The sequence below is a fragment of the Acinetobacter sp. WCHAc060025 genome (assembly GCF_004209355.1).
In the GTDB taxonomy this organism is placed as follows: Bacteria; Pseudomonadota; Gammaproteobacteria; order Pseudomonadales; family Moraxellaceae; genus Acinetobacter; species Acinetobacter wuhouensis.
The window spans coordinates 38,760-56,288 of sequence record NZ_SGSX01000018.1; the positions used below are offsets into that span (position 1 = coordinate 38,760).

The 17,529-nt window shown below is 39.5% G+C and carries 16 protein-coding genes; 11 read left to right on the forward strand and 5 right to left on the reverse strand.

Annotated features, from left to right (window positions below):
• Positions 1 to 117 precede the first annotated feature (117 nt).
• The 5 genes from EXE09_RS14585 to EXE09_RS14605 are packed head-to-tail and all read left to right on the forward strand — an operon-like array spanning position 118 to position 3,352.
• Positions 118 to 936 (forward strand): ABC transporter ATP-binding protein, encoded by an 819-nt coding sequence (locus EXE09_RS14585; protein WP_068975211.1) that lies wholly within the window; start codon positions 118 to 120, stop codon positions 934 to 936.
• Positions 933 to 1,712: a lipid asymmetry maintenance ABC transporter permease subunit MlaE gene (gene mlaE, locus EXE09_RS14590; protein ID WP_068975212.1), complete on the forward strand. Its 780-nt coding sequence runs from the start codon at positions 933 to 935 to the stop codon at positions 1,710 to 1,712. The genes EXE09_RS14585 and mlaE overlap by 4 nt, the downstream gene beginning before the upstream one ends.
• Positions 1,712 to 2,392, forward strand: a complete 681-nt coding sequence (locus EXE09_RS14595; RefSeq protein ID WP_068975213.1) for an outer membrane lipid asymmetry maintenance protein MlaD — start codon at positions 1,712 to 1,714, stop codon at positions 2,390 to 2,392. Before mlaE ends, EXE09_RS14595 begins: the two co-directional genes overlap by 1 nt.
• A 21-nt stretch (positions 2,393 to 2,413) precedes the next feature.
• Positions 2,414 to 3,037, forward strand: a complete 624-nt coding sequence (locus EXE09_RS14600) for an MlaC/ttg2D family ABC transporter substrate-binding protein (RefSeq protein ID WP_087553101.1) — start codon at positions 2,414 to 2,416, stop codon at positions 3,035 to 3,037.
• Positions 3,038 to 3,064: 27 nt separating this feature from the next.
• Positions 3,065 to 3,352, forward strand: coding sequence for a toluene tolerance protein (locus EXE09_RS14605; RefSeq protein WP_130114061.1), 288 nt, complete (start codon positions 3,065 to 3,067; stop codon positions 3,350 to 3,352).
• Between the two features lie 99 nt (positions 3,353 to 3,451).
• On the opposite strand, the gene EXE09_RS14610 is transcribed toward EXE09_RS14605, so the two are convergent.
• Complete coding sequence (locus EXE09_RS14610; protein ID WP_068975216.1) at positions 3,452 to 4,465, reverse strand: magnesium and cobalt transport protein CorA; 1,014 nt, start codon at positions 4,463 to 4,465, stop codon at positions 3,452 to 3,454.
• Positions 4,466 to 4,623: 158 nt separating this feature from the next.
• On the opposite strand from EXE09_RS14610, the gene EXE09_RS14615 reads away from it, so the two are divergent.
• A complete protein-coding gene (locus EXE09_RS14615) occupies positions 4,624 to 5,220 on the forward strand; it encodes a TIGR00730 family Rossman fold protein (RefSeq protein ID WP_130117759.1) in 597 nt (198 codons plus the stop codon).
• A 92-nt stretch (positions 5,221 to 5,312) separates the two neighbouring features.
• Positions 5,313 to 5,705, forward strand: coding sequence for an NUDIX hydrolase (locus EXE09_RS14620; RefSeq protein ID WP_130117760.1), 393 nt, complete (start codon positions 5,313 to 5,315; stop codon positions 5,703 to 5,705).
• Here EXE09_RS14620 and EXE09_RS14625 read toward each other — a convergent pair.
• Positions 5,702 to 6,385 carry a ComF family protein gene (locus tag EXE09_RS14625; RefSeq protein WP_130117761.1) on the reverse strand — a complete coding sequence of 228 codons (684 nt, stop codon included), beginning with the start codon at positions 6,383 to 6,385 and terminating at the stop codon, positions 5,702 to 5,704. The two genes, EXE09_RS14620 and EXE09_RS14625, sit on opposite strands and share 4 nt — an antisense overlap.
• Before the next feature lie 299 nt (positions 6,386 to 6,684).
• Positions 6,685 to 8,730 carry an ATP-dependent DNA helicase RecG gene (gene recG, locus EXE09_RS14630; protein ID WP_130117762.1) on the reverse strand — a complete coding sequence of 682 codons (2,046 nt, stop codon included), beginning with the start codon at positions 8,728 to 8,730 and terminating at the stop codon, positions 6,685 to 6,687.
• 357 nt (positions 8,731 to 9,087) lie between these two features.
• On the opposite strand from recG, the gene EXE09_RS14635 reads away from it, so the two are divergent.
• Positions 9,088 to 9,840: an NAD(P)H-binding protein gene (locus tag EXE09_RS14635; RefSeq protein ID WP_130117763.1), complete on the forward strand. Its 753-nt coding sequence runs from the start codon at positions 9,088 to 9,090 to the stop codon at positions 9,838 to 9,840.
• A gap of 117 nt (positions 9,841 to 9,957) precedes the next feature.
• Positions 9,958 to 10,956, forward strand: a complete 999-nt coding sequence (locus tag EXE09_RS14640; protein WP_130117764.1) for a DUF4238 domain-containing protein — start codon at positions 9,958 to 9,960, stop codon at positions 10,954 to 10,956.
• Positions 10,957 to 10,988: 32 nt separating this feature from the next.
• Here the strand turns inward: EXE09_RS14640 and plsB are convergent, their stop codons facing one another.
• Positions 10,989 to 13,571, reverse strand: coding sequence for a glycerol-3-phosphate 1-O-acyltransferase PlsB (gene plsB, locus EXE09_RS14645; RefSeq protein ID WP_130117765.1), 2,583 nt, complete (start codon positions 13,569 to 13,571; stop codon positions 10,989 to 10,991).
• 288 nt (positions 13,572 to 13,859) lie between these two features.
• On the opposite strand from plsB, the gene EXE09_RS14650 reads away from it, so the two are divergent.
• Both EXE09_RS14650 and EXE09_RS14655 read left to right on the forward strand, forming a co-directional pair.
• The gene (locus tag EXE09_RS14650) at positions 13,860 to 14,735 is read left to right on the forward strand and encodes an acyl-CoA thioesterase (protein ID WP_068973635.1); all 876 of its coding nucleotides are present in this window, start codon (positions 13,860 to 13,862) and stop codon (positions 14,733 to 14,735) included.
• 380 nt (positions 14,736 to 15,115) lie between these two features.
• On the forward strand, positions 15,116 to 16,354 hold the full coding sequence (locus tag EXE09_RS14655; RefSeq protein WP_068973636.1) for a dicarboxylate/amino acid:cation symporter: 1,239 nt from the start codon (positions 15,116 to 15,118) through the stop codon (positions 16,352 to 16,354).
• A gap of 138 nt (positions 16,355 to 16,492) precedes the next feature.
• Here the strand turns inward: EXE09_RS14655 and EXE09_RS14660 are convergent, their stop codons facing one another.
• Complete coding sequence (locus tag EXE09_RS14660) at positions 16,493 to 17,440, reverse strand: metal-dependent hydrolase (protein WP_130117766.1); 948 nt, start codon at positions 17,438 to 17,440, stop codon at positions 16,493 to 16,495.
• Positions 17,441 to 17,529: the final 89 nt, after the last annotated feature.

Consider the following 17,529-nt stretch of genomic DNA (forward strand, 5'->3'; position numbering starts at 1 on the left):
ACCTAAAAATAGATCAGAATAAGTAGATTTGATCCCTCCCATTATCTTTTAATTACAAAATAATAGCCATTTCAGAGTATAGTATGTGTGCTGATAAATGCAGGAAAATGTTCGGCTATGAATAAGCAAAGTTATGCCGAAGCTGAAGCTTTAATAGAAGTCAAAAATCTGAGCTTTAACCGAGGTGAACGCGTTATCTACGATAATGTCAGTTTACAGATTCGTCGTGGACAAATTACCGCAATCATGGGGCCATCGGGTACAGGTAAAACCACTTTACTGCGCTTGATTGGCGGTCAATTGACGCCAGATTCGGGTGAAGTGCTCCTTGATGGAAAGAATATTGCGTCAATGTCACGTGGTGAGCTTTTTGCCGCGCGTGCGCGTATGGGTATGTTATTTCAAAGTGGTGCATTATTTACAGACATGACAGTCTATGAAAATGTGGCTTTCCCAATTCGAGCACATACTAAACTGCCAGAAAATTTAATTGCAGAATTAGTGGCGCTGAAGTTGGAATCAGTAGGTTTACGTGGTGCTGAAAAACTGATGCCTGCTGAACTTTCAGGTGGGATGAATCGTCGCGTGGCTTTGGCCCGTGCGATTGCACTTGATCCAGATTTGATCATGTATGACGAACCTTTTGCAGGGCAAGACCCGATTGTGATGGGGGTTTTAACGCGGTTGATTCGCTCATTACGTGAAGCCCTAGATTTAACGACGATTATTGTGTCGCATGATGTTGATGAAACATTATCAATTGCTGATTATATTTATGTCGTTGCAGAAGGCAAAGTACAAGGTGAGGGCACACCAGAAGAATTAAAACAACATGCTTCTCCGTTTGTACAACAGTTTTTAACGGGTTCAATTGAAGGGCCTGTGGATTATCAATTTAGTCATCAAGCCTATTTAAGTAATGAGGTCGGTTCATGAATGCAATTGCCTTATTAGGTCGACGCGTTCTAGAACGTGTAGAGGGTATTGGTGTTGCAACACTGATGTTGTTGCGCATTTTATTTTCAATGCCCACATGGTTAGGTGTAAAACTTTTTATTTATCAAATGTATCGAGTCGGCGTACTGTCGTTCTTGATCATTGCCGTATCGGGCTTGTTCATTGGTGCGGTACTCGGCTTGCAGATGTATAACATTCTCGTCACTTTAGGCAGCGAGGCAATGTTGGGTGCGGCGGTATCGTTAACCTTATTACGTGAGCTTGCTCCAGTTGTTGCGGGCTTACTGTTTGCAGGTCGTGCAGGTTCTGCATTAACTGCAGAAATTGGCTTAATGAAAGCCACTGAGCAATTGTCTAGTATGGAAATGATCGGTGTGGATCCTTTAAAACGTGTGATTTCGCCACGTTTATGGGCAGGCATTGTAAGCTTACCGATGTTGTCTGTGATCTTTGCTGCGATTGGTATCATGGGCGGTAAAATGGTCGGTGTCGATTTTCTCGGTGCAGATGAAGGGTCTTACTGGAGTGGTATTCTCAGTAGTACCCAATTTATGAAAGATGTATTCAACGGTACCATCATCAAAAGTTTGGTATTCGCTTTAATTTGTACTTGGATTGCGGTGTATCAAGGCTATGCCTGTGAGCCAACGTCTGAGGGTATTGCAACATCTACGACACGTACTGTTGTGTATTCGTCTTTATGTGTTTTAGGTTTTGATTTCGTGTTGACTGCGGTCATGTTCGGAGGTGTTTAATGAAATCACGTACAAGTGAGTTGGCCGTAGGTGTTTTTGTCATCATCTTCGGTATTGCGCTATTTTTCTTGGCTATGAAAGTCAGTGGTTTAGTTGGTACAAATTTAAAAGACAGTTATGAAATGTCCGCAACATTTGACAATGTCAATGGTTTGAAGCCTCGTGCAAAAGTGACCATGAGCGGTGTGAAGATAGGACAGGTTGACTCGATCACACTTGACCCAGTAACACGTCAAGCGACTGTGAATTTCTCATTGGATGGCTCGTTGACTTCTTTTAATGCGAAACAGCTTGAGAAAGTGAAAGAAAATCTTATTGGCGATTTGCGTTATAGCGCAGACTATCAAGCGGCAACACCTGAGAAACAAAAAGAAATGGAAAAGCAACTGTTAAGTAACATGAGCTCCATCACCAATATTGATGAAGATGCTTATATTATGGTTGCGACAAATGGTTTGTTGGGTGAGAAATACCTCAAAGTTGTACCAGGTGGTGGATTGACTTACATCAAACGTGGTGAAAGTGTTGCCAATACGCAGGGTACTATGGATCTGGAAGATCTGATTAGCAAATTTATCACGGGTGGTGCAGGGAAATCATCGGATAAAGCAGATACATCTGAACAAGATCATTCTGCATCTACTGAAACAACTGATGCGCAAACGTCATTCGTTGAATAAGCATTAGAGGAGTTATTTGAAATGAATATGCTTTTAAAACAAACTTTTACAGCTAGTATTTTGGCTACTATGGTTGCAACTGCTGCTCAAGCTGCACCTGCTGAAGCTCCGCCAGCTTTTGTTAAACGTGTTGCTGATGGCTTAATTACGCGTTTGAAAGCAGATCATACAAAATTACAAAGCAATCCAGCATTAGTGAAATCCATTGTACGTCAAAACCTTGATCCTTATGTTGATGGTCAAGCATTCACGCGTATTGTGATGGGTACTTATGCAAACAGTAGTACACCTGCGCAACGTGCTCAGTTTGAACAAAACTTCCGTAATACTTTAATTGAAAATTATGGTAGTGCATTTGCGAAGTATTCAAACCAAAGCTATACCATGCGCCCTTATAAAGCGACTACGAGCAAATTTCCTGTCGTGACAATTGATTTTAATAACAAAGGTGAAAAAATCCCTGTGTCATTCCAATTGTCTGATGCGGGTAGCCAGTGGAAAGTTCGTAATTTGAATGTGTCTGGTATTGATCTTGGTTTACAATTCCGTAATCAGTTTGCTGCGAACGTAAAACGTAATGGCGGTAACCTTGATAAAGCGATTGCAACGTTTGAGCCAGATGCAGATGCAGCTGTAAAAAAATAAGCCCATAATTGAGATAGGTATACGCGAGTGATTGAGTTTAAAAATCAAGAACTATATGTCAGTGGTAAAATTGCTTACGAAAATGCTGAGAACTATTATTTGAGTGGTTTGAAGATAATTCAAAGTGAAAAGAATTTTCCGCTTACAGTAAACTTATCTCAGCTTGAACATGGAAGCACTTTGGCATTGTCGGTATTTGTCCAATGGTTGAGACAGACTCCTAATTTGCAAGGCTTACAGTTTAAAGCAGTGCCTGAAAAAATGATGAAGATCATTCAAGCCTGTCATTTACAAGATGATTTAAATTTAATCTGACTGTAAAAATAAAAAAGCACCGAAAGGTGCTTTTTTATTGGATTTAAATTGATGTTTAATAAATAAGGTGCGTTTCTTGCGCTGTGCTTCAAAGCTTGCTCAAATCCATTTTTTCCATCTGAAGTAAATCAGTGGTCCAACGAAGAATGCAACTAGAATTGTAATGACGACATAAAAACTGGTCGTGCCATGTGCAAAAGGTAAAACCTCCGTGTTCATCCCATAAATACTGGCAATGAGCATCGGTGGCGCAAGCATACTTGGAAGTATGGAGAATCGACGAATCGTATCGTTCTGTTCAGTGTTAATGAATCCAGAAGTGGTATCGAGTAAGAATCGCACTTTTTGGAATAAGAATGCATCATGTTCTACCAGTGATCGTACGTCTTCACTGAGCTCTCGGATATCCGCGTCATAGATGTGACTACCTAAAGCACGTGGACGTGATAAAAAGGTCAGTACACGGCGTAAATCGATCAAACACAGTTGTGCTTTACCGAGCATGTCTTCTTTCTGTGCTAAACGGGTAATCATGTCATCCAAATCTAAGATTTGTTCACGATGACGTACGTTGAGGACTTCAGTTGAGTAAGACTCTAAGTCTCTGTGGATATCTTCCAAGATATCCGCAAGCTCATCTAACTTTGCTTCAAGTAAGCCCAAAAGGATCCACGTAGGGTCTTTATAATCGATTTCATAATCATTGCGACGTGCGCGTGCACGGAACGCACGAAATGCAACGAGCTTTTCCCCACGTAGGGTAAATAACCGATCTTTATGAAGAATGAACGCTACTGTTTGCACATTGGCAAGCATATTTGAGGTGTCTTCAGGATCACCTTCAACTTGGTAATTTTTATTTTTTGTTAAAAAATAGGTACTGATGTGTAGAATACCGTCATCATCACGGTAGAATCGAGCTGATGAAGAAATGTCTTCTAAGGATTTTAGCGTCGGTAAGTTTTGCTCATAGGCTTCTAAAACCCATTCTTGTTCTTCTGATGAAGGCGCAATAAGGTCAACCCACACCAATTCAGGGTGTAGATCAAATCCTCCGTTAATGGTTGCATCTTCTAAGCTACCGCGCTCAGTGGCGTAAAAGGCTTCAAGCATAGTGTCTTTTCTCCCTTGCGCAGTGTAGTGTCAATTTGATGTGTGTATTTTAGACAAGGATTTTAGGAAAAACACTGATTACATCGCTCTTTTGTAAAAAAAATCTTGATCGCTTGTCTTTATTTGTAACATGGTTAAATTAAACTTAGGTTAAATTTATGAATTCTATTGCTATTTTTTGTGGTTCATCATTAGGTACTGATCAGATCTTTGCTGATATAGCGAAACTGACTGGTGAAACTATCGCCAAGCAAGGGAAAACATTGGTTTATGGTGGTGGTCGTTCTGGGCTAATGGGACTGGTTGCTGACAGTGCGTTGGCAAAAGGTGGTAAGGTCATCGGTATTATTCCACAAAACTTGGTGGATGCTGAATTGGCCCATCCTCACCTCACTGAGCTGTATACAGTGAAAGATATGCATGAACGTAAAACCAAAATGTCTGAGCTGGCAGATGGTTTTATCGCTTTGCCTGGTGGTCCTGGAACTTGGGAAGAGATTTTTGAACAATGGACTTGGGCGCAATTGGGCATTCACTTAAAGCCTTGCGCATTTTTAAATGTAGAGGGTTTTTATGATGACCTATTTAAATTTATCCAGCTAAGTACAGATAAAGGATTCACCAAAAGTCGCTTTACCAATACTTTAATTCAATCTGATTCAATCGAGGTTATTTTAGAACAGTTAGAACGTTTTGTAGCGCCTGAGCCTAAATGGGGTGCACAAGAGCGTGAAATTCTGGATAAATTGGCTTAATGAAAAAATATAAATAATGCTTAAACACAATATATTGAATATTTTTTGAATTAATATCACAATATATTGTGTTTTAATTTTTTATACATCTTATGAATGTCATTACTGTTGCTGCTGCCATTATTCTCAATCAACACAATCAATTACTACTCGTACGTAAGAAGAATACGCAGTTCTTTATGCAAGTCGGTGGAAAGCTTGAGCCAAATGAAGCACCTGAGCAGACCATGATTCGTGAAATTGCGGAAGAGATTAGTGCACAGGCTGAAATTGAGCAATTTGTTGGACGTTTTGAAACAAGGGCTGCCAATGAAGCAGGGCATCAGTTGATTAGCTATGTTTATCAGGTCAATCTCGATCAAGCACCCAAAATTGATGCAGAAATTGCTGAGATGAAATGGATTGATTTGGATGATCAGCAGACTTTACTTGCACCATTAACCAAAGAAGTTGTGATTCCATGGTGTAAGGCAAATCTAGCTTAATTATTTTCTTGTGCATCGATTTCTGATTCTTCAAGTTGAGATGATTGTTTAATTCCTCCTGCTGCAATGCATGCACTATAAATCTGCTGACAGCCGAGTTTCTCTAAAGCTTGGCTCAGCGCATGAATCGAACTTCCTGTTGTGACTACATCATCAATGATCAGTATTTTTTTATACTTACGCTTTTCTGTAGTTATGATCTGAAATTGATCTTCGATATTTTCCAGTCGCTCGATTCGGCTTAAGCCTTTTTGTGAATGCTGTGCTGCTCGAATCACGGGTTGCCATACAGGGATTTTCAGTTCTCTTGCTATGAGGTTGGCAATGATCAGCATTTGGTTATAGCCACGTTCTTTGAGTCGCTCTGTGGAAATGGGCATGGGGACAATGGCGTGAACTTTGGGAGTTCTTAAATTGAGTAAGCTGTGTGCGAGTAGGTTTTGGTATTGTAGTTGTTGTTCGTATTTGTAGGTTTGGATAATTCGATCAATCGGAAAATCGTAGTGATGTGCGCAAAGTATGCTGTGTTCATGGCGTGCGATGTGTTGTTTGTACCAAGGGAGTTGTTCCCAACAGTCATTGCAAAGGAAATGTTGTTGTTGGCGGTCGATGCCACAGAGTAGGCAAGGGGAGATGCTCTGTACGCTTTTGTGGAGTAGTTGATTGATGAATGAGAGCATTTTTTATTCTGATTTTTTTATGATTTGATCATTCTAATAATAACCATACTTGACTTATAAATCTATTTTTGAATTGGAGGTGTGTTGATTCATAATGAATTAGCACAGCCACATATTTTAGATAAAAGTTGCAATGTATTTGTGTAGGCGATGCCTAACTTTTGAAGGATCAAAAGTTACAAAAATCCTTTGTTGAGCAAAGGGGACTCCTGTCACCCTTGCTCAACGGCGACATCCATGTCGCCTTACGTGATAGCAAAATTACTCGAGGTTTCTAATATTAAGTTCTGTTTGTTAAATCACACATACGCATATCTCGGTGCTTCAGGTAACCATCGTTTCAGTAGTGCTTCAGCATTTTCAGGATAGTCTTTTAAAACTTGCTGTGCGACATGGTGTGCTTGGTTGAGTAGGTGATCATCCCGTTCCAGTTTCGCGACACGAAAACCCATATCTCCCGTTTGCTTCGTTCCGAGCAATTCACCAGGACCACGTATTTCCAGATCTTTTTCGGCAATGATAAAACCATCGTTGGTTTCACGCATGATGCGTAAACGTTCCTGACCATTTTGCGATAGCGGATTTTTATAAAGTAGGGCGCAGAAACTTGCTGTTGCACCACGTCCAACACGTCCACGTAATTGATGCAGTTGTGAAAGTCCTAAACGCTCCGCATTTTCAATCACCATAATAGAGGCATTCGGTACATCGACACCAACCTCAATCACGGTGGTTGCAATCAATAGTTGTAATTCATTGTCTTTAAACTGTTGCATGACCGACTGTTTTTCATCAGCTTTCATTTTGCCATGCACAAGTCCAATATTCAGTTCAGGAAAGCGATCTTTAATTTCTGCATAAGTGGCTTCGGCTGCTTGTGCATCTAATGTTTCTGATTGCTCAACGAGGGTGCAGACCCAATAGGCTTGTTTACCCTCAGCACAGTTTTTGGCAATGCGCTGTAAAACTTCTTCACGGCGATCTAAGGGAATGGTCACGGTTTGAATCGGTGTACGTCCAGGCGGTAGTTCATCAATCACCGAAGTATCTAGGTCACCATAAGCAGACATGGCTAAAGTACGTGGAATGGGTGTTGCTGTCATGACCAGTTGATGTGGAGTGGTATTGTCCACACCTTTATTACGCAATGCTAAACGCTGATCTACCCCAAAACGATGTTGCTCATCAATGATCACTAAACCGAGTTTGGCAAATTCGACATTGTCCTGAAAAAGCGCATGGGTTCCCACGATGACATTCGCAGTGCCATCTTTAATTGTTTGTTCTGCTGCGGTTCGAGCTTTACCTTTTTGCTTACCTGAAAGCCAAGACACATTTAAACCCAAAGGTTCAAACCATTTTTTAAAGTTCAGATAATGCTGTTCCGCTAAAATCTCAGTTGGTGCCATCAGTGCGACTTGCCAACCTTCTTCCAAAGCATGACAGGCAGCAACACCTGCAACCAAAGTTTTCCCTGCACCCACATCACCTTGTACAAGGCGTAACATGGGTTTGTTCTGTTTTAAGTCTTTGGCAATTTCATTTGATACACGTTTTTGTGCATTTGTCATTTCAAAAGGTAGACTTGCCAGAAGTTGTTTGGCAAAGCTTTTACTGTAGGAAAATGACGGTGCTGCGATTTGCTGAATATAAGCTCGACGAGTCAATAAACTGATCTGGTGCGCCACCAATTCTTCAAAAATTAAGCGTTGCTGTGCAGGATGCGAACCTTGCGATAGTTGCAACATATTGGCATCCACTGGCGGATGATGAATATATTCAAGTGCCTGTTTGAGTACATAACCATTGGTGAATTTTTCAGGTAAAAATTCAGGCAGGTCATCAGCATGATGATTCAGTGCCTGTTTGACGTATTCACGTAGTTTTGGCTGAGTTAAACCATCGGTTGCAGGGTAAATCGCGGTCAATTCAGTTTGCGGTAAAGGCGTATGTTCGGTAATGAGCTGTATTTCAGGGTGATATAGCTCTAAACCACGTGCGCCGACACGGACTTCACCAAAGATTCTTAAACGGTTGCCTGCTTTGGCACGATCCATCAATGCTTTATAAATATGATAAAAACGTAAGGTGACTTTGCCGTAATCATCTTGCAATAGAATCGCCATCGACTTGCGTTTTCCAGGTGGCATGTCAATGGATTTGACCACGCCTTCCATGAGATAGCTTCGACCAACCTGTAATTGGTTCATGGCAATGATCGTGCTACGATCTTCATAGTCACGGGGCAGATGAAACAATAGGTCGTCTGTGGTGAATATATTCAGTTTTTCAAGTAAAGCAGCGGCGGCATTGCCAACCCCTTGCAATTGATGGACGGCAGCCATGTCCCCTCAACTTAGGTTCGTAACGAATATTAATATTGAATAATCATTTATGTGCTAATCAATTCTTTTCGATGGAGTCTTACAACTAAGGTTTTGATTAAGGGATTAGCCTTCGGCTCGAGGTACTTTTGTTTTGGCAAAAGTACCCAAAACCATTGTCATCCGCAAAACTCGTTAACTACCATCACTAAAACAAGTAATTCGCAAAAACATTATCTATTAAAAGAAGTCCTGCCTCAAACAGTTGCGGATGACGTTATCGCGTATCCACATTTGATCTATGAGCCAAGTATGCTATAGGTATTTTGTATAAAATTAACTAACAGCTTAAATGTATAGATTTAAATAGGTCGTTTGATGCATATTCTATTTATCGGTTATGGTAAAACATCGCAGCGTGTTGCTGAACAATTATTTCAACAGGATCACCAAATTACCACAGTGAGTCGTAGTCCGAAAGAGAATGATTTTGCTGAGCATTTGATTCAGGATATTCAGCAACTTGATCTATCACTGATCAAACCTGTCGATGCCGTTTATGTACTTCTTGCCCCATCTCGAAATAGCACTTTAAGTTCTGTAGAAGCCTATCAACAGACCTATGTTGATTCAGTTCAGCCCATTGTCCGTGCTTTAAAAAATCATCCTGTAAAGCGAATCATTGTGGTGTCATCGACTCGTATTTATGGTGAGAATCATGGTGAAATGATTAATGATGATTCGCCAATAGTTCCGAGTGATGGGCAGGGGAAATTGCTTTTGAAAATGGAACAATTGTGGCAACAGGCTTATCCTGAGCAATGTGTGATTGTACGTCCGACAGGGATTTATGGTACGTCTACAGCGAGAATGGTGAAGCTTGCTGAAACTACAAAAAGTTATCCCAATATTCATTGGTCAAATCGGATTCATATTGATGATCTTGCGAGTTTCTTAGCGCATTTACTTCACGTGGAACATCCTGAAAAGTCTTATATTTGTACCAATAACAATCCTCAGCCTTTGCATGAAATGATTTTAAAAATTCAACGTGAGTTGGGTTTGCCTGAACTGTTTTTGGAGAGTGAGAGGGAAAGTGGGAAGAGGATTTTTATGGGGAGGATTGAGTAAGGAATTGAAAAATAAATAAATTATTGAATAAGATGGGTTCTAAATCACTGTAAGTATATTAAATTATTAAATATTATTATATTTTTTAAATAACTCGCAAATGGAAGTGAAAATTAAATGGAATTTAAACCTAAAGATTTAGAGCTAAAAAGAGAAAATCACTATGTGTGGGCTAATTATTTAAAAAATTGGTCTTTAAACAATTCAGATGTATGGTATACGACAAAAAAACTAAAAATAGCCTGTGATAGCGTTAAAGCAATTGCCAAAGAGAAAGATTTTTACAAATATCATTATATTTCAAGGAAGCATTTAGATTTAATTTTATCTTTATCAAAACTATCACCAGAAGAATTACAAGCACTGCATAAATCTTACTTAGACCCATACTTACAATTACAAACCGTAGAATCTCTGTGTAGACAGTCAGGAATAAGAGATGAGAAGCTATTTGCTTATATTGAGGCGTTTAAAAGCAATACAATAGAAAATCTTCATACGGCACATGAGAAAAATGTTGATCTTATCCTAAAAAGCTTACAAAGATTTGATCTAACAATTTTAGACAGCACCCAAAATATGTGTAACTTTATGTGCTATTGGGGGCATCAAATTGCTAGAACGAAACCATTTCGGGATAAAATTATAGCAGCTCAAACAGATCAAGAATTACAGAAATTATATAAAGAATCTTGGTGGTTTATTGGTTATATTTTTGGTACGAATATAGGAAAAAGCTTTTTCGAAACGCGAAATATTGATAAACATTGTTTATTAATTAATGAAACAGATGAGGATTTTATAACTTCAGATCATCCGATTATTAACGTCCATGAAGCAATAAATGAAAATGATTTAGCTGTTCCAAATAGTGATGAAGCAGACTTTTTTTATGCAATTTCTCCAAGATTGGGATATATGATTAATAAGTCTGACCGTTTTAAAAATGGCATAAATTATATAAGTATAGATTTTGTTCAAGAAATTAATAAAAAATTAGCTATCTATGCTGATCAATATATTATTGGTACTAATGAAGCTCAATTGCAAAATTATAAAAAATTTGTTGGTAAAAGACTAAATATCATAAAAAATTTAAAAAACACCTCTACCTAGCCCTCTCCTAAAAGGAGAGGGGATACCTAAACCTACTTCTTCTTCCGTTTCAAACGTTTCTTCGCTTGTTGCGCAGCTAAAGCATCCAAAGCTTCTTTTAACTCATCATCAGTAAACGAGGTGATATGTTGCAACATTTGCAAAGTCACATCATCCAACACCAAATTGGCATACTGCGCCACATTGCGGAACTGGGCATCAAACACAATCGCATGATCTTCATTGGTCTTGATATAACCTTGCTCAGTTAACACCTTCACAAAGCTTTGGAATAAGGCTTTATCAAAGAATTCAGGCGAGTTGAACTCATACAACACAGACAAACGCTGACCGACCAAATGACTCAATTCTTCAACTTGGCGAATAGAAATATTGCCTGAACCACGTTGCGTGATTAACGCCAAAGTCATGTAATAACGCTCAAGACTTTGACGCACAGGTGCAGCCAATACTTTCAACTGATTATGATCTTCCGAATTTGGTGCAGGGCAGAAAATCAAATCTTCATCATCGACAAAAATTAAATTTGCTTGCGCCAAAGCATCAATATATTCAGAAACTTGAGCATTGATTTCACTGTCTTTCCATTTTAAGAACAATTCAGCTTTTAAAAATGGATATAAAGTACGAATTACATTCAACAAATCAGCCTTGCTGATCTTACCGTTATGTTCAACCAAAGCAGCAATGAGCGATGGTAAAACAAAGGCATGCAAAATGTTATTGCGGAAATAAGTCAGCAATACCGCTTGATTATCTTCAATCGCAATAATGTCGCCCAATACGTGTTGCACACGCTTGATCAATTTAAGTTTTAAACCATAGGCAATGATTTCTTTACCTGAAAGTGGTGTGACTTGCGTACGACCATCATATGGAATCGCAGTCAATAAATTACGATAAGTATCCAGCTGTTTCACGCAAATATCTTCATCAAGCGTATGCTTCGGTGTTGCCAATAAAATCAAAGACAATAATGAAACAGGATTGATGACTACCGCACGGTTGATATTTTCCAAGATCGCATTGGCAGAACTATTGACTGCATCCGAAATTTCTTGCGGAATCGGATCATCATTATGTTCAATTTTGATTTGATCTGCGCCGTGTTGTTTGAGCAAGTCATCTAAGAAAACAGGTTCACCGAAATTGACATGAACACGACCAAAGATACGCTCAATCTTTTTCAAAGTCTGAACAATACCCCAAATCGATTCAGATTCTTTGGCTTTACCATTCATCTCACCGACATAGGTTGCACCTTCCATCAAACGCTCATAACCCACGTAGGTTGGAATAAACACAATCGGCTTGGCTTTTTCACGTAGATGACCATGTACGGTCATGGCAAGCATACCTGTCTTCGGTGGAAGCAAACGACCTGTACGGGAACGGCCACCTTCGATGAAATATTCAAGAGGTGTGTTACGTGACAAAATATTAAATAAATATTCTTTAAATACCGAAGTATAAAGCGCATTGCCACGGAATGAACGACGAATAAAGAATGCGCCACCACCACGTAAAATTTGCCCTACAAATGGCATATTTAAGTTATCACCCGCAGCGATATACGGCACCATCAAGCCACGTTTATAAATCACATAAGACAATAATAAATAGTCGATATGGCTACGGTGACATGGCGTGTAAATCACTTCATAGTCTTTAACCAACTCACGAACTGTATTGAAGTTATGTACTTCTACACCGTCATAGAGTTGCGTCCATAAACGTGTCAGCGCACGTTCAGCAAAACGGACAGTCGATGCAGAATAATCAGAAGCAATTTCATTGACAAAGCCAATCGCTTTACGCTCTGCATCAATCATGCTGATTTTTGAACGGACGCTTTCCTTACGAATCGCGTCTTGTACATCAGGTGCTTTGATCAAAGACTGCATGACATTGCGACGGTCAGACAAATCAGGACCTAGAATCACTTCACGTTGACGATCAAGAAAATCATTTAGTTGATTGACAATACAAGTGACAGGTGAAACATTTGGATGCTTTTCTTGCGCATCACCAACCAACTCACGGAGTGATTTTGCCTCATGAAATTCAATAAAAGATTGACGACCATGAACGCCTATATTCACCAACTGCTTAACTTTGCTTGGTGTTGCCCACGTATCGGTAAATAAAAGCTTAAATAGAGAATCCTCTTTATCTGGCGAACGTCCCCACAACATCGTTACAGGAACCAATTCGATGTCTAAATCTGGGTTTTGATCTAATGCTTCAACTAAGCGCAATAAGCGTGGTGGAAAACTATGTGTCGGTGGGTTGAAATAATTATTTTCATCTTGATGCTGTAGGAAAATCACCGCTGCCTTTTCACGATTGTTGCCAATCATAAAAGAATCTAACGCAGGCGGTAGTTTTAAACGACGTGTTTCACCATCGACCACCAAAGCATTACTACGAGAATGATTTTGTAGTACATAGCAAACAATTTTTTGCTTACTTGTAGTCGCTTCAGTATTTTCAGATGCGTTGTCTAGAGGTTGAGTTTCTGTAGGAACCTCTCCAAGAACATGTGGTGTTACCACGAGGTCAAGTATTTTACTCGAAAGTCGACGATACATTTGACCAAAGCCACTCTTGGACATAAATACTCCTAGCCAATGGTGAATAACGCGATAAAGCGCATAAGGTGATATTTTCTATAATTTAACCACAGAACAGCATGTCATTTTCAGACAAATTGACTATCTCTGGGTAGATTTTATCTTTTAAAAACTTATTTTAAACAATCTGACTGTGCATGAGAAGTGACATGAGCGTCTATGAAACTTTAGTGTATTGCTCAGAATTTATGGCAAAATAGAGTCATTCTCTAGAATATGAAAACCTTGTTCGACTCGCTTGAACATCGTCAGCATACTGAAAGGTCATTTATGAATGCTTTAACCCAAGAGCTTGTAGAACTGTTAACCCTTGAAAAACTTGAAGAACATATCTTCCGTGGACAAAGTCGTAACCTTGTCGGTAAGCGCGTTTTTGGTGGGCAAGTTTTAGGTCAAGCATTACGTGCGGCATCTTATACCGCTGACCGTCCAGTGCATTCTTTGCATGCTTATTTCTTATATGGCGGTGATATCAATGCACCGATCATTTATGAAGTGGATCGTTTACGTGATGGTAAAAGCTTTTTAAGTCGTCAAGTGCGTGCCATTCAACACGGTCGTACTATTTTTTCAGCAATGGTGTCATTTGCAACACCAGAAGAAGGTTTGGATTATCAAATTGCTGAACCTGAATATCCTGCACCAGAAGAATTAAAATCTGAGCAAGAGCTGAAAGAGAATTTAATTAGTTTTATTCCTGAAAATGTGCGTACTGCATTTATGCGTCCACGCCAAGTCGATATTCGCCCAATCAATATTGGCAATCCTTTTCAGCCACAGCCTGAAGCGCCGTCCAATGCTTATTATATGAAAGCTTATGACAAGCTTCCTCCAGAGTTGGCGAATGATGTGGCATTGAATCAAGCGATCATTGCGTTCTATTCAGATTATTCATTTATGACCACCGCTTTGCGTCCGCATGGCGTGAGCTATTTAACCCCAAGTTTACAAATCGCCAGTATTGACCACGCAATTTATTTCCATAAACCTGTTAAAGCCGATGAATGGATGTTGTACGACATGGAAGCCACGGTGACAGCAAGTTCTCGTGGTTTGAGCCATGGTCGTATGTGGCAAGGTGGTGAGTTGGTGTGTAGTACAGTTCAAGAAGGCTTGATGCGTACCCGTGAAATTGAACCAAGATAAGTTGTGATTCTATTTCACTAGCACTAAGCCATCTTTCGAGATTAATGCTGATCAGTTAAGCAAAATTATTTGAAAAATTCCTAAAATCTCCCCTCTTGCGTAGCCTAGCTACTCATCTTTGAAAAAGAGGGGGAACTTCTTGGAACTAAAATGATTTTTAGTAATCTTGCGTAGCTGAGCTACTCATCCCTCCTTTGAAAAAGGTGAGGAACATGTTCCGCAAGGGGAGGATTTAAAAAAGCCTTAATTGACTGGCATTAACCTTTCGAGATGGCTTTTCTATTTTAAAGCAGAGCTTGTGACAAAAAAATGCTCGATTCTAAATAACTTCAATGGCATAGTTTAAAAACTGAAAATAAATATAGTTATTGTCCGTGAAGATTAGCCTAAACACCCAAATTTTCGTTGCCGCCATTCTTGGTGTTGCCTTTGGATTTTTACTTAATCAATTTCCAAATACACAATTTTTAGAGAATAGTATTTATGGTTTAAGCATTGCCAGTAGTATTTTCATTGGCTTATTGAAAATGCTGTTAGTACCACTGATTTTCAGTTCAATCCTAGTTGGTGTTTCTAACTTGGAAGCAGGGCATCAACTGAGCCGAGTTTGGAAAATTACTTTGGCGTGTTGTGTGACCACAACCACTTTGGCATTGATTCTAGGTTTAGCATCGACACATCTATTCAACGTTGGACAAGGTGTTGATATTGCATTATTCCAAGAAGCAATGAATAACCATAAAAGCCCAGATACACTGACACCGAGTTCCTTTTTAACTAACTTTATTCAAAATACATTGATCAATCCATTTAAAGCATTTAGTGAGGGGAATGTCCTTGCGGTGGTTTTATTTGCATTGTTGCTTGGTTTGGCTTTGGTGCAGGGTGGTGAGCGCTTCAATGGTATTAAACAGTTAGCACGTCAATTTTTCGACATCATGATGATGCTCGTCGGTTGGGTAATGAAAGTTGCCCCGATTGGTATTTTTGCATTAATGGCAAAATTAATCGCCACTGAAGATATTTCGATTCTCAGTCGTTTGGCTGAATTTGCCGTTGTGGTGACAGGTACGACGATTTTTCATGGCGTGGTGGTATTGCCATTATTGCTGTGGATTTTTGGCAAAATGAATCCGATCACCTTTTTTAAAGGCACACGTGCTGCGTTGATTACCGCATTTGCGACCAGTTCAAGTTCGGCAACCATGCCTTTAAGTTTGAAATGTACCCAAGAAAATTTAGGTGTACGTCCGCAAATCGCAGGTTTTGTGATTCCTTTTGGTTCACAGTTGAATATGGATGGCACGGCACTCTATGAAGCGGCGGCTGCTCTATTTATTGCCAATTTAATGGGGCTTGAATTATCCATTACCCAACAAATTATTGTCTGTTTAACCGCAATGATAGCATCGTTAGGTGCACCTGGGATTCCAAGTGCAGGGATGGTGACCATGATCATGGTGCTACAGTCTGTCGGTTTGCCTGCTGAAGCGATTGCGATTCTCTTACCGATTGACCGTATTTTAGATACTGTACGAACCGTGGTGAATGTCCAAGGCGATATGATGATCAGTGTAGTAGTAGATCGGAATACGCGAGATATGGGAGAGCCGTCTTAAATGGTTCAGAAACTAAGTTGTTAATTTTTATTGGATAGGAAGAATGGCAGAATCGCCATAAAAAAAGCAAGATTGAATCCTGCTTTTTTGATTTGTCTTAAATTTTTTTAGTTAAGGCATTTACTAAGTATTTGAGTTTTATGCTGCAACTTTTGGTAAGGCACGCTTAGCAGCAGGAGACTGATCTAAATATGCAATTGCATCTTCTGTCTTCGCTTCATGAACAGGATCATACCACGGCATTAAATAACCCAATTGCTGTGATACCAACCAAAGTGGGTGTGGCATGATGCGATTGTCTTTCTGCGCGATTGCAGCCCATTCACGCCAAATCCACGGCTTATAAAAGGCAGGTTTCTTGTCCGTAAAACGAGGGTCTTGCCCCATGATATGTGCAGCACCATCAACCCATAAGCCCAAAATAGCAATGATTGCGATGACACTTTGATAATAACGCGAAATATAACCACCACCTAAGTGACGATATAAATCAAATGCAACTGTGCGGTGTTCAATTTCTTCTGCACCATGCCATTTGATCAAATCAAGCATATTCGGATCTGCACCTAACTTTTCCCATTCGGTATTATAAAGAGCATATTTGCCGAGTACACAGGTCATATGTTCTACGGTTGCCACAATACCGACACGGAATAAATCCCATTGATGATCAAGAACTTTTGGAACATTAAGACCAAATGGCTTATCTGCAAGTAATTTACCAAAAAGGAAATCCATCACATCTAAGTTACGTTGAATATCGATGTTACGTACAGTGAGGTATTCTTTATTTGCAGAAACATGGGCTTGAGCATGCATCGCTTCTTGGCGAATGAATGCACGAACATCCTCAGCCAATTTTTCATCAGTCACTTTAGGCAATACACGGTTGTATAAACGGCAGAACCAAAACTCACCCGCAGGTAGAATGTTGTTAATTTCATTAATGAAATAACTGGTAAATGGCTGATTTGGAATCCAATCAATTGGGGTATCTTGCCATTCAAACTTCACTTTACGTGGTTTGATATGATATTGAATAGACGATCCAATCTTACTGTTTTTTAATTTCGATAATAATTTCATCACAGTGTCCTAATTTTTCTATCTTGATTTCACACTCTATGTTTTAAGTATAAAAAAATGTCCTAAATAGTTATTAGCAATTTAGGACA